The 13,303-nt window shown below is 64.8% G+C and carries 12 protein-coding genes; 4 read left to right on the plus strand and 8 right to left on the minus strand.

Annotation, left to right across the window (positions count from 1 at the left end; genetic code table 11):
- Positions 1 to 368 precede the first annotated feature (368 nt).
- The 3 genes from A3736_RS05500 to metK are packed head-to-tail and all read left to right on the plus strand — an operon-like array spanning position 369 to position 4,049.
- Entirely contained in the window at positions 369 to 1,145 is a 777-nt protein-coding gene (locus tag A3736_RS05500) for a DUF4167 domain-containing protein (protein ID WP_067680233.1), read from the plus strand.
- 31 nt (positions 1,146 to 1,176) lie between these two features.
- Complete coding sequence (gene lnt / locus A3736_RS05505; RefSeq protein ID WP_067680236.1) at positions 1,177 to 2,766, plus strand: apolipoprotein N-acyltransferase; 1,590 nt, start codon at positions 1,177 to 1,179, stop codon at positions 2,764 to 2,766.
- A gap of 59 nt (positions 2,767 to 2,825) precedes the next feature.
- Entirely contained in the window at positions 2,826 to 4,049 is a 1,224-nt protein-coding gene (gene metK / locus A3736_RS05510) for a methionine adenosyltransferase (RefSeq protein WP_067680239.1), read from the plus strand.
- Positions 4,050 to 4,116: 67 nt separating this feature from the next.
- Here metK and A3736_RS05515 read toward each other — a convergent pair whose 3' ends face one another.
- From A3736_RS05515 to A3736_RS05545, 7 genes are all read right to left on the minus strand, one after another.
- Positions 4,117 to 4,488, minus strand: coding sequence for a hypothetical protein (locus tag A3736_RS05515; RefSeq protein ID WP_067680242.1), 372 nt, complete (start codon positions 4,486 to 4,488; stop codon positions 4,117 to 4,119).
- Positions 4,489 to 4,570: 82 nt separating this feature from the next.
- The gene (locus A3736_RS05520; protein WP_082851330.1) at positions 4,571 to 5,134 is read right to left on the minus strand and encodes a GbsR/MarR family transcriptional regulator; all 564 of its coding nucleotides are present in this window, start codon (positions 5,132 to 5,134) and stop codon (positions 4,571 to 4,573) included.
- Between the two features lie 82 nt (positions 5,135 to 5,216).
- The gene (locus A3736_RS05525; protein WP_067680245.1) at positions 5,217 to 6,365 is read right to left on the minus strand and encodes a CaiB/BaiF CoA-transferase family protein; all 1,149 of its coding nucleotides are present in this window, start codon (positions 6,363 to 6,365) and stop codon (positions 5,217 to 5,219) included.
- A gap of 13 nt (positions 6,366 to 6,378) precedes the next feature.
- A complete protein-coding gene (locus A3736_RS05530) occupies positions 6,379 to 7,038 on the minus strand; it encodes a CoA transferase subunit B (RefSeq protein ID WP_067680320.1) in 660 nt (219 codons plus the stop codon).
- A gap of 1 nt (position 7,039) precedes the next feature.
- Entirely contained in the window at positions 7,040 to 7,987 is a 948-nt protein-coding gene (locus A3736_RS05535; RefSeq protein ID WP_067680248.1) for a 5'-nucleotidase, lipoprotein e(P4) family, read from the minus strand.
- A complete protein-coding gene (locus tag A3736_RS05540; protein ID WP_067680251.1) occupies positions 7,987 to 8,814 on the minus strand; it encodes a hypothetical protein in 828 nt (275 codons plus the stop codon). Before A3736_RS05540 ends, A3736_RS05535 begins: the two co-directional genes overlap by 1 nt.
- Positions 8,811 to 9,533, minus strand: a complete 723-nt coding sequence (locus A3736_RS05545) for a CoA transferase subunit A (protein WP_067680254.1) — start codon at positions 9,531 to 9,533, stop codon at positions 8,811 to 8,813. The genes A3736_RS05540 and A3736_RS05545 overlap by 4 nt, the downstream gene beginning before the upstream one ends.
- A gap of 351 nt (positions 9,534 to 9,884) precedes the next feature.
- On the opposite strand from A3736_RS05545, the gene A3736_RS05550 reads away from it, so the two are divergent.
- Positions 9,885 to 12,197, plus strand: coding sequence for a CDC48 family AAA ATPase (locus A3736_RS05550; RefSeq protein ID WP_067680258.1), 2,313 nt, complete (start codon positions 9,885 to 9,887; stop codon positions 12,195 to 12,197).
- A 23-nt stretch (positions 12,198 to 12,220) separates the two neighbouring features.
- Here A3736_RS05550 and A3736_RS05555 read toward each other — a convergent pair whose 3' ends face one another.
- On the minus strand, positions 12,221 to 13,300 hold the full coding sequence (locus tag A3736_RS05555; protein WP_067680261.1) for a mechanosensitive ion channel family protein: 1,080 nt from the start codon (positions 13,298 to 13,300) through the stop codon (positions 12,221 to 12,223).
- Between the last annotated feature and the right edge of the window lie 3 nt (positions 13,301 to 13,303).

Consider the following 13,303-nt stretch of genomic DNA (forward strand, 5'->3'; position numbering starts at 1 on the left):
GTCACGTCCCTCGCAGCGACCGAGGGGTTTGCAGCCAAATTGCATCGCGATCTTGCCGGGAGGCCGCGCGCCTTGGCCATGAAGCGGGGAATAAACCGATAGGGGCTTGGCAAACCGGATGGGAGGCACTACCCCTAGCTTACAGGTTAGCGGAGTGCGACGCGTTCGTCCCGCCGGTCTGGCTCCGACATATGCAGTTCAGGTGTGAGGCGCTTTGCTTCGCGGACCGTGCAAAAAGATCGGAAGATGCGGCCCGCGCCCAGGTTTCGCGACTGGTAAGTCTCGCGACCACGGTTTCGGCGCAGGAGGGGTCACGCGGCTGAGAGCGAACACGGTTCGCGCCGCGCCATGAATGAGGACGCTATTCCTTGAACAACAATCGTAACAACAACAACCGCCGTCGCGGCCGCAGCAATCGCAATCAGGGCGGGGCGAATTCGGGCAACCGGATCGACAGTCGCGCGCGGGGAAATGCGCCCCAGCTTCTCGACAAGTACAAGAAGCTGGCGCAGGACGCGCAGCACAATGGCGATCGTGTTCAGACCGAATACTATCTCCAGTTCGCCGATCACTATTTCCGCGTGATCGCCGACAACAAGGCCCGCCAGGACGAAGCGCGCGGCAACAATCGCCAGGACCGCGACGACCGCGACGGCGACGATGATGACGATGCGCGCGGCCAGGATAATCGCGGCGACAATCGCAACGACAGCCGGAGCGACGACCGCAAGCCCAATCGGCGCGAGCGCGGCGGACGCGGCAACGATCGCCAGGTCGAACGTTCCAACGAGCGTCAGGACGAGCGCAGCGATGGGCGGAGCGAAGATGCGCCCAAGCGCGCCACCCGCGGTCGGCCGCGCAAGACCGATCGCGACACGCAGGCGGGCGACGATCGGTTCGAACAGGACGACAATCCCTTCGTGCGCGAAAGCCGCAGCGAAGAGAGCGAAGCGCCCAAGAAGCGCGCCCCGCGCAAGCGCAAGGCGGATCTGGAAGCGTCGGCGGAAATCGACGTGGCGGCGCTGCCGCCTTCGATCGTGGGTTCGGATGGCGACGAAGAGAGCGCCAAGCCGAAGCCCAAGCGCGCATCCCGCGCCCGCAAGGCTCAGCCGCAGGACGACGACAAGGTAAGCGTCGCAGGCTGATCGTCGAGGCTGGCAACGGATCGCGGCTGCGATGCAGGCTTTTTTCGAACGGATGAGAGACGGGCTCGCCGCGCATCCGCGGTTCGCCGCCCTGGGCTTCGGCCTGCTCGCCGCGACCGGGTTCCAGCCGCTTCAGCTCTGGCCGCTCGCCATGGCGGGACTGGCCGGGCTGATCTGGATCGGCCGAAGCGCCGGAAACTGGCGCGAGGCGCTGCTGCGTGGCTGGCTCTTCGGGCTCGCCCATTTCACACTCACCAACAACTGGATCGCCACCGCCTTCACCTATCAGGCGGAAATGCCCGCCATTCTGGGCTGGGCGGCAGTGCCGCTCCTGTCAGTCTATCTCGCGGTCTATCCCGCGCTCGCAGTGCTGGCTGCGCATCTCCTGGCGCGTGGCAAGCCGATCCCCGTCTGGTCGCTCGCTTTCGCGGGCAGCTGGATCGTGGCCGAATGGCTGCGCAGCTGGGTCTTCACCGGCTATGTCTGGGGGCCGCTCTCGCTGATGTGGGTGGGCCCGTTTGCGCGCCCTGGCCTCGCTCTGGCGCTTCCCTGGTTCGGTACCTATGCCCTGTCCGGCATGGTCGCGCTGGCGAGCGGGCTTGCGCTGTGGCTGCTTCGGGAAAAGCGCTATCTGGTGTTCGGCGGTGCAGCGCTGTTGCTGGCGCTGGGCATGTATCTGCCACAGCCCGCCGCACGCTCGTCGGACCTCGCGATGACGCTGGTCCAGCCCGATCTGCGTCAGGAGGTGCTCGACGATCCGAGCAATTTCGAGACGCAATTCCTGACGCTGCACCGCCTGTCGCAACCCAATCGCGAATTCGACCGGCGGCTCGTCCTGTGGCCCGAATCCGCGGTTCCGGATTATCTGCGCCCCGGCTATCCCCAACGCTATTACGACCAGATGACCGTCGCCGGAGACCCGGTCTTCGCGCGCCGCCGGATCGGATATGCGATCGGGCAGGACAGTCTGCTGCTGACCGGCATGGTCGACCTCGAAATCGGCAGGGATGGCGATTACGAGCGCGCTGTCGGAGCTTATAATTCCATCGCGCCGATCGCGGCGGACGGCACGATCGGGCCGCGCTATGCCAAGGCGCATCTGGTCCCGTATGGCGAATATCTGCCGATGCGCGCCGTGCTCGAACCGCTCGGCCTGTCCCGCCTCGTCGCCGGATCGATCGACTTCATCCCCGGCCCCGGTCCGCGCACGCTCGATCTTGGCCGCTGGGGCAAGGCCGGGATGCAGATCTGTTACGAGATCGTCTTCTCGGGCGAGGTCGTCGATCCGAACGATCGGCCCGATTACATCTTCAATCCCTCGAACGATGGCTGGTTCGGTGCCTGGGGCCCGCCACAGCATCTCGGCCAGGCGCGGATGCGTGCGATCGAGGAGGGGTTGCCGGTCCTGCGCTCCACCACCACCGGCATCAGCGCGGTGATCGATGCGAAGGGCGTGGTCCGCGATCATATAGGGATGCACCGGGCGGACCGGATCGACGGCTTCGTGCCGCAGGCGCTCGGTCCGACCCTGTTCGCGCGCATGGGCCATGGGCTTACCGCGCTCTGGGCGATAGCTTTTCTTGCCCTTTCGCTGGTTGCGGCGCGCCTGTGGCGGCGCTAGGTAAGGGCAACACATAAAGCTATCTTTATATCGGAACTTCCCCTTCCATCGGAGACCCCATGCGCAGCAATTACCTCTTCACTTCCGAAAGCGTTTCGGAAGGCCATCCCGACAAGGTTTCCGATCAGATTTCCGACGCTATCGTCGACCTGTTCCTCTCGAAGGACGCGGAAGCGCGCGTCGCTTGCGAAACCATGACCACCACGCAGCGCGTCGTGCTTGCCGGTGAAATCCGCTGCAAGGGAGTGTTCGAGAACGGTGACTGGGCAGAAGGCGCGCAAGAGGAGATCGAGAATGTCGTGCGCCAAACGGTGCGCGAGATCGGATACGAACAGGACGGCTTCCACTGGGAAACGCTGACCTTCGAGAATCACCTCCACGGCCAGTCGGTCGAAATCGCGCAGGGTGTCGATGCGGGTGCCGATGGGTCCAACAAGGACGAAGGCGCGGGCGATCAGGGGATCATGTTCGGCTTCGCCTGCGACGAAACGCCCGACCTGATGCCCGCGACGCTCGATTACAGCCACAAGATCCTCGCCCGCATGGCGGATGACCGCAAGAGCGGCGCAGCGCCCTTCCTCGAACCCGACGCAAAGAGCCAGGTTACGCTGCGCTACGAGAACCACAAGCCGGTCGAATGCACCGCTGTTGTTGTCTCGACGCAGCATGCGCGCGGATACGACAAGGGCGACAAGGAGGCCGAGCTCAAGGCCTACGTCAAGAAGACGGTCGGCGAGATCCTGCCCGAAGGGTGGCTGACGGAAGAGACGGTCTGGCATATCAATCCCACCGGCGCCTTCGAGATCGGTGGGCCGGACGGGGATGCGGGCCTGACGGGCCGCAAGATCATCGTCGACACCTATGGCGGCGCGGCCCCCCATGGCGGCGGCGCATTCAGCGGCAAGGATCCGACCAAGGTCGATCGCTCTGCGGCCTATATCACGCGCTATCTCGCCAAGAACATCGTCGCCGCCGGCCTCGCGCGCCGCTGCACGATCCAGCTCGCTTACGCGATCGGCGTCAGCGAACCGCTATCGCTCTATGTCGACACGCACGGGACCGCCGCAGACGGCGTGACGGACGAAGGGCTGGAAAACGCCATTCGCGGAATCGGCAAGCTCGGCGGCCTGACCCCGCGCGGCATCCGCACCCATCTGGGCCTCAACAAGCCGATCTACCGCAAGAGCGCCGCCTACGGCCATTTCGGCCGCGAAGTGACCGGCGATCATTTCCCGTGGGAGCGCACCGATCTGGTCGAGGATCTGAAGGCGGCAATGGGCTGATCCGGAACATTCGAGACAGGAAAAGGGCGGCCCGCGAGAGCCGCCCTTTTCATTGGTGCGTCACGCGTCAGGCGTAGGAGCTATCTTCGCGCAGCCACTGGCCGACCTTGCGTCCGAATTTGGCGATCGCGTTCATGTTGAAGAAGTGCATGGCGCCGAGCACCACCACGACGAGCCCGATCTTGCTCGACAGGAAAGTGATCGTCTGCGCGAGCGTTTCCGGCGCGGTGCCGTAGCGTAGCGTCAGCAGGATCCAGCCCAGATTGACGAGATAGAAGCCGACGACCAGCAGGTGATTGGTCGAATTGGCCAGCGCATCGTCGTGCCCGAAGCATTCCTTCAGGAAAACGATCCCATTGCGCGACAGAGTCCGCGCGACCCAGACGGTAAGGGCGAGGCTCACGGCGAGATAGATGAGGAAAGCGGGTACGAGATACATCTGGGTTCTCCTTTAATTTCTGAAATTAGAGAAATTGGGTAATGCGGAAAGGGCGTGGCCTCCTTTCTTCGGCGCGGGAAAATCAGTCGGTGTCGGCTGAAGGTTTGGTTTTGCCGCCGGGGATAAAGCGGGCGATCCGGCCACCGAGCTTCATGAGTGCGACAAGGGTGGGGCGCGGCAGGCGGCGCACATCGTCGTACCAGTTCGTCAGCGTGCCGAGGAATTCGTGCATGCGACCGATCCGTTCGTGGATATGCGGGGGCAGCTGGGTCCGCCCGTCGAGGCTTTCGGCCAGCTCGCCGAGGAGCTGGATCGTCGGATCGATCTCGCGCCGTTTGCGTTCGGCGGCGATCTTCATGAGCATGTCCCAAAGGTCGGTGTCGGCGACGAAATGATCGCGCCGATCGCCTTCGACATGGACACGACGGATTATCCGGTAGCTCTGCAATTCCTTGAGCCCGTTCGATACGTTCGAGCGAGCGAGGCCGAGACGGGTGCAGATCTCTTCGGCGTGGAGCGGCCGGTCGCTGAGATAGAGCAGGGCGTGCATCTGCGCGACCGAGCGATTGACGCCCCATTGCGTGCCCATCTCACCCCAATGGAGGATGAAGGAGCGGACTTCGGTGATGTCCATGAACGCGCTCATCGCGACTCGCCTTTCGTTTCTGTAATTACAGAAATAACGGCAGGGGCGAGTGAGGCAAGAGAAATTTCTCTCGCGAGAGAAATTAGCGTGGGTCGATGCTTCCCTGTCGCGGGCTCGGTTCGTCGAGCGCCAGATCCGCATCGGAAAAGCGGAACGGGCTGCGGATGCCGGGCACGCCGTCCGGCGCGATCTTCAGCTCGCGGGCGCGCACTTGTGGATCGGCGAAGACTGTGTCGAGATCGTTGATCGGCCCGGCGGGAACCCCGGCCTCGGCACAAGCCGCCAGCAGCGCGTCGCGAGACCACCCGGCGGTTTCCCCCGCGATCAGCGCGTCGATTTCAGCGCGGTGCGCGATGCGGCCTTCATTGCTGGCGAATCGCTGATCGCCCAGCAGATCGTCCCGACCGAGCAGGGTCAGCAATTTGCGGAACAGCACGTCATTGGCAGGCGCCAGCACGACCGGACCGTCCTGCGTCGGGAAGACGCCGTATGCGCTGACCTGGGCGTGCGCGTTGCCCATGCGCGCCGGATTTTTATCCGTGGCGAAATAGGTCATCGCCTGATTGGCGAGCAGGCCCACCGAACAATCGAGCAGGCTCATATCGATCCACTGGCTGGTCCCGGTCCGGTGCCGCATCAGCAGCGCCGCCTGCACCGCATTGGCCGACCACAAGCCGCAGGACAGATCGCTGATCGACAGGCCGTGCTTCATCGGATCGCCTTCCGGCTCGCCGGTCAGCGACATCATGCCGCTCATCGCCTGGATCACGAAATCATAACCCGGCTCGCTGCGGCGCGGGCCGGTCTGCCCGAAGCCGGTGATCGAACAATAGACCAGCGCCGGATTGCACGCGGACAGGCTCTGGTAATCGAGGTCGAACTTGCCGAGCGCCCCAGGCTTGAAATTCTCGAGGACGACGTCGGCTTCTGCTGCGAGGTTCTTCACCCTGTCGAGATCGCCAGCGTCGCGAAAATCCGCCACCAGCGAGCGTTTGCCGCGATTGCAGGCGTGGTAATAGGCGGCTGTGCGCTCGCCATCGTGCTCGATCCAGGGTGGACCCCAGATGCGGGTGTTGTCGCCATCGGGGCTTTCGACCTTGATGACGTCCGCGCCCAGATCGGCCAGGATCTGCCCCGCGAACGGCCCAGCCAGCACGCGCGCCAGTTCGAGCACCTTCACCCCCGCAAGCGGCGCGTTCGGATTGCGGGGTGCGTCCAGCCAGCCGGTCATGATTCGCGTCGGATTACAGCGCGACTTCGTAATGCGCCGTGGTCTGCGCGGCGATATCGTCCGCGCTCACGCCCGGCGCCAGTTCGACCAGCTTGAACGGGCTTTCGTGATCCGCGCGCTGGAACACGCCCAGATTGGTGATGACCATGTCGACCACGCCCGTTCCGGTCAGCGGCAGCGAGCATTCGGGCAGGAATTTGGGCGAACCGTCCTTGGCCGTGTGGTCCATCACCACGATGATCTTCTTGACGCCTGCGACCAGATCCATCGCGCCGCCCATCCCCTTGATCATCTTGCCGGGGATCATCCAGTTGGCGATGTCGCCGTTTTCCGCCACTTCCATCGCGCCCAACACGGTCAGGTCGATATGCCCGCCGCGGATCATGGCGAAGCTCGTCGCGCTGTCGAAATAGGCGCTGTGCGGCAATTCGCTGATGGTCTGCTTGCCGGCATTGATGAGATCGGCGTCCTCTTCGCCCTCATAGGGGAAAGGCCCGATGCCGAGCATGCCGTTCTCGCTCTGGAGCGTCACATGCATGCCTTCGGGGATGTGGTTCGCGACCAGCGTCGGGATCCCGATGCCGAGATTGACGTAATAGCCGTCCTCCAGCTCCTTGGCGGCGCGGGCGGCCATCTGGTTGCGGTCCCAGCCGGTGGCAGTCGTATCGGTCATCTCATTGGCCTTCATTCATGATTGCGGGCGCGTCGGAGCGCGGCGTGCCGGGTTTCCAGCGGTGGGTTTCGGGATAGACCTCGCCGATCGTGCCGGTGATGGAATCGCCGTAGACGGGGTTGGGAAAGGCGAACCAGCCTTGCCCCCAGAGCTGTGCGTAGTCACCCCGCGCGGCGAGAGTGCGGCGCGCCTGGACGCCGCGAGTGTCGTCGTTGAAGATATCGGCGAAGTCGCCCAGATTGTCGCCCGCCAGCGCGATCACGCAGTACCGCTCGGCGATCAGGGCGCGGCGGCCGTCCTTGTCGCCGCTGTCGGTGCCGTCGTCGCCGCGCAGGAACAGGGTTTCGCGGTGAACCGCCTCGCCGAGGCCCGCCATGGCGATGGCGCGTGCGGCACCTTCGGGGCTGTATTGCCGGTTGGTGTTGAAGACCGGGGTCACGCCCGCCGCGCGCAGGCGACGCAATCCCGTGACGGCACCCGGAACGGGAGAGACCTGCGCCGCGCCGATGCGCTCCCACATCTCCCACGTTTCGCGGCTGTAGGTGTTGCCGGTGGCGAGAAAATATTCGTAGCCTTCGTTGAGGATCACCGTTTCGTCGACATCGAATACGATCGCCAGCGGCTTCGCGGTGCCATCGGCGCGGCGGCAGGATACGGTGCCGACACCATCAGCGACGTTTTGCGGCAAGCCCATCGCCACCGATCGAGCAGGCGCAGGCCCGCGCGTCACGCTTTCGGCGTAATCGGCCAGCATGCGCCATGTCTGGATCGAGACGCCCGCCGCTTCGCCCGATCCGTAGAGCCAGCGCATCGAATCGGGCGCGGCGCTCTCCAGCGTGATCGCGGGAGCAGGTGCAGCCGACGGTTCGCCCCCCGTCATGCTCTGCGCGCATCCCGCCATAGTCAGCGCCCAACCGGCCAGCGCCAGTGCTTTGAAAATCCGCTGCATTATCCCTCGCTCACGATTGGCGTCGCCAGAAACCATCCCCGTCCGATGATCGCATCGGAAGGGACGACCGCTTCCCGATCCTTGAGATACAGATAGAGTTCGTCGAAATCGGCGCGCTCGTCACCCAGAATGGCGACGATGCAATGCGTTTTCGCCAGCGCATCGCGCCGCGTCTGCTTGCGCTCGTCCAGCGAGCCCAGGACCAGAAGCCTGTCCGTCCCTTCGGGGTCGAGCCCGGTGCTGGCGAGAGCGGCGCGAATGGCCTCGGCGAAATTTTCACCGAGGCGCGTCTGCCAGGCGACGACGACGTCCTGCTCTCGCAGGCGGGCCAGGGCATCAACGAGGGCGGGATCGGTCTGGCTGTCGGCCAGCGGATCGAAGGCGTCGCGGCCCGGATCGAGATCGATCAGCACCATGGCGGGGCGTGCGCGACAGGCCGCGCGCTCGCTGTCGAACGCGCCGGGGGTTGCCAGCACGGCGCTGCGGGTGTCGGCGTTGGCGGGGCTGGCGTCGACCCGATCGAGCGCGTGCTGCGCGAAGGTCAGGAAAGTCTTGTCGCGAACGCCGATGTCGCGTGCGCTTGGGGCGGGAAGGGCGGTGAGGCCGGTCAGCACCACGGCGGTGTCATCCGACGAAGGGAGCGCGGCGCCTGTCGAAGGCGCTGAGGCGAGCGCGGCAGTCGCCGGAGCGCGCGGCGCGTCCCGCTTGCCCTTGGCGATCGCGACGCCTGCCGCGGCAAACGGAGCGGCGGCCGCGACCACGCAACCTTGCAACGCAAAAGCCGCGCCCGTCAGCGCCAGAGAGGACAGGACGCCCCGCAAGGTCACGCCGCCTCGCGGTCTCGCGTGGTGACGAATTCGATCTTCTTGTCGTAGGGCGCGCCAACGATCAGGCGATTAACGAACACGCCCGGCAGATGGATCGCATCCGGGTCGAGCTCGCCCACGGGCACGATCTCTTCTACCTCGGCGACGCAGACCTTGCCGCAGGTGGCGGCGGGCATGTTGAAATTGCGCGCCGTCTTGCGGAACACGACATTGCCGGTCTCGTCCGCCTTCCAGGCCTTCACGATCGACAGATCGGCGAAGATGCCGCGTTCGAGAATGTAATCCTCTTCGTGGTCATCAGGGCCCACGAAGCTTTTGACCTCCTTACCTTCGGCCACCTGCGTGCCGACGCCGGTCTTCGTATAGAAGCCGGGAATGCCCGCGCCGCCCGCGCGCATCCGCTCGGCGAGCGTACCCTGCGGGCAGAATTCGACTTCGAGTTCACCGGCGAGGAATTGGCGTTCGAATTCCTTGTTCTCGCCGACATAGGAGCTGATCATCTTCGCCACCTGCTTGGTACGCAGCAGCATGCCGATGCCTTCATTGTCGATCCCGGCATTGTTGCTGGCGAAGGTCAGGTTCCTGACGCCCGAATCGCGGATCGCGACCAGCAGGCGTTCGGGAATGCCGCACAGGCCGAAGCCCCCGCTGGCGATCAGCATGCCGTCTTTAAGCACGCCATCGAGGGCGGCGGCGGCATCAGGGTAAAGCTTGTTCATCGGACCTCCGTTACGGCAAGGCGGTTTAGGACCATGGCGGGGCGCTGTCACCCCTGCGCAAAACGCGCGAGCAGAGCGACCTGTGCGGCAGAGTGTTGCGCTTCTTGCAACCATGAATGTTCTTTTCGCACTTGCACAATATTTGCTGCAAGCGCATATCGGTCATGCCTTTTCAGGCATCCTCTCCCAAGACTTAACAGCCCGGTTGGTTCGCCAGCCGGGCTTTTTTCTTGTTCTGCATGCGTTGCAGGGTCTTTTCGTGGACCTTGCACGCCGTTCGCTCATTTGCATCGCGAGGGGCCGGTTCCTACCTGTCCCGCCAGTGACACGAATTGAGGACGGACCGAGCGAATGGCCGATGCGCAAGCTGCAGTCGAAGATAACACGGTGAGGCTGCAGGTTGCAGCGGCACGGCAGGAGGAAAGCGGGCAGGGCATAGCGCGCCTGCCGCGCACGGCCTTCCAGAAGCTGGGCATTACCGAAGGCGATGTGGTCGAAATCAAGGGCAAGCGCTCCACCGTGGCGATCGCCATGGCCGCTTACGACGAGGATCAGGCGCTCGACGTGGTGCGCCTCGACGGGTTGCAGCGGGCCAATGCGGAAACCGGATCGGGCGAACACGTCACGATCGCCTCGACCGAATCGCGCCCCGCGACCCGTGTCGTCTTCGCGCCCGCCAGTCGCGAAATGCGCCTGCAGGGCCCGGCGCAGGCGCTGAAGCGCAATTTCTTCAGGAAACCGCTGGTGGCCGGCGATCTCGTCGCCACGACGGGGCAGCAGCCGGTGCAGAACATGCCGCAGGAATTGCGCCGCATGGTCAACTCGCCCGCCTATGCGCTGACGCAGATCCGGCTCACCGTCGTCTCGACGTCGCCCAAGGGTATCGTCCATATCGACGAAAATACCGAGGTCGAGCTGCGCGCCGAATACGAAGAAGCGAAGGCAGGTCGCGCGGTCGTCAATTACGACGATGTCGGCGGGATCGAGGACACGATCCAGCAATTGCGCGAGATGGTGGAATTGCCGCTGCGCTATCCCGAACTGTTCACCCGCCTCGGCGTCGATCCGCCCAAGGGCGTGCTGCTGCACGGCCCGCCCGGAACCGGCAAGACGCGGTTGGCGCAGGCGGTCGCGAACGAGAGCGATGCCAATTTCTCGATCATCAACGGCCCGGAGATCATGGGATCGGGCTATGGCGAGAGCGAGAAGCGCCTGCGCGAAGTGTTCGAGGAGGCGAGCCGCAACGCGCCCGCGATCATCTTCATCGACGAGATCGATTCGATTGCTCCCAAGCGCGACCGCGTGCCGGGCGAGGCGGAAAAGCGCCTCGTCGCCCAATTGCTGACCTTGATGGATGGCCTGGAATCGCGCGCCAACGTGGTCGTGATCGCCGCCACCAACCGCCCCGACGCCATCGACGAAGCGCTGCGCCGTCCGGGCCGCTTCGATCGCGAGATCGTGATCGGCGTGCCGGACGAGAACGGGCGGCGCGAAATCCTCGGCATCCACACCCGCGGTATGCCGCTGGGCGACAAGGTGGATCTGAAGGAGCTGGCGCGTACCACGCACGGCTTCGTCGGCGCGGACATCGCCGCGCTGGCGCGTGAGGCGGCCATCGATGCTGTGCGCCGGATCATGCCGCGCCTCGATCTCGACGAGCGGACGGTTCCGCCCGAAGTGCTCGACGATCTCTATGTCAGCCGCGAGGATTTCATCAGCGCGCTGAAGCGCATCCAGCCGTCGGCCATGCGCGAAGTCATGGTGCAGGTTCCCAATGTCGAATGGAGCGATGTCGGCGGCGTGGGCGATGCGGTGGAGAAACTGAAGGAAGGCATCGAACTGCCGATGCGCAATCCCGAAGCCTTCCATCGCCTCGGCATTCGCCCGGCCAAGGGCTTCCTGCTCTATGGGCCGCCGGGCACGGGCAAGACCCTGCTCGCCAAGGCGGTCGCCAAGGAGGCGGAGGCGAACTTCATTTCGATGAAGAGCTCGGATCTGCTCTCCAAATGGTATGGCGAAAGCGAGCAGCAGATCGCTCGGATGTTCCAGCGTGCCCGCGCCGTGGCGCCCTGCGTCGTTTTCATCGACGAGATCGACAGCCTGGTGCCCGCGCGCGGATCGGGTGCGGGCGAACCGCAGGTGACGGGCCGTGTGGTCAACACGATCCTTGCCGAAATGGACGGGCTGGAGGAATTGCAGTCGGTCGTCGTGATCGGTGCCACCAACCGCCCGACTCTGGTCGATCCTGCGCTGCTGAGGCCGGGCCGGTTCGACGAGCTGGTCTATGTCGGCACGCCCGATCAGGGCGGGCGCGAACATATCCTCAAGATCCACACCCGCGACATGCCGCTGGCGGACGATGTCGACCTCGCCGATGTGGCGGGCAAGACCGAGCGCTTCACCGGCGCGGACCTCGAAGACGTGGTTCGCCGTGCGGGTCTCAACGCGCTGCACCGGGTGGGCCGCGAGGTGACCGAAGTGGGCAATCAGGACTTCGTCGAAGCGCTCGAGGATTCGCGCGCGACGGTGACGCTCAAGATGGAAGAGGAATACAAGAAGATGCGCGGCGAGCTGAAGAAGCGCGCGGCGGAAGCGGTGCCGATCGGCTTCGTCTACGAGGGCATGGTGGAAAGCACGCGCGAGCGGAAGCACGGGGAGGGATAAGTCTTTCCCCGGCGGGGGCGACGTCAGCCCCCCGTCGCCCGCGCGTTCGCCGCCTCGACTTCGAGCCGGTGACGGATCAGCGCGCCAGGCATGTTGTTCTGAAGCCAGTGGAGCATATGTTCGCGCACTTCGCAGCGCAGCGTCCACAGGTCGCCGATCGTCCCCGCGCTCATCGCCAGGCGCAGTTCGATGCTCTCGGGATAGGCCTCGGTCATAAGAAGCGCGAGATTGCGTCCGTCGTAAAGTTCGTGCGCCGTCACGAAGCGTTCGAATTCCGTTCGGATCGGGCCGACGTCGGTCGCCGGATCGAGATGGAGAAAGACGGGCGCGGTCAGCTTCTCGCTGATCCGCGACCAATTCTCGAACGTGTCTTCGAGAAAGCGCACAGTCGGCACCACCAGCACTCGCTCGTCCCAGGTCCGGACCGTGACGAAGCTCATGCGGATTTCCTCCACGCGCCCGACCTCGCCGTCCAGCTTGACCATATCGCCGATGCGTAGCGGCTGCGTCAGCGCCATCTGCAAGCCGCCGATCAGCGATTTGAGCGCCGGCTGGGCAGCCGCGCCCACGGCCAGAGCGGCGAGACCGGCGGAAGCCAGCATCGCGGTGCCGATATCGCGCACGCCCGGAATGTTGAGCATGATCAGCGAGACGGTGATGATGACGACGGCGACATTGACCGTGCGCGCCAGAATGGCGAGCCGCGTGCGCTGGGCGCGCAGGGCGACCGGATCTGCAGCGGCGTCGAACTGGCGCTGCAAGCCTTCGGAGATTCCCTTGACCGAGGCATAAAGCAGCCAGCCGATCAGGGCGGGCATGATGAAGCGGGCCGCCGCATCCCATTGGTCGCCCACCAAGGCGTCGCCATGAGCGGCAGCCGATATCGCGATTCCGAGCATGACCCACCGGAGCGGCTTGCGCACGCGAGCCAGCATCGCATCGTCGACCATGTTGATCGAATGGCGCGCCACCCGGCGCAGCACTGCCATCGCCAGCCAGTGCAGGGCGAGCGCTATCAGGACGGCACCGCCCAGCGTCACCGCGACCTCGATAAGCAGTTCGGTGTCGATCTGGTAATTGCGTGGGTCGTAACGTTCGAACATCGC

Source organism: Erythrobacter sp. HI0063 (assembly GCF_001635685.1).
In the GTDB taxonomy this organism is placed as follows: Bacteria; Pseudomonadota; Alphaproteobacteria; order Sphingomonadales; family Sphingomonadaceae; genus Qipengyuania.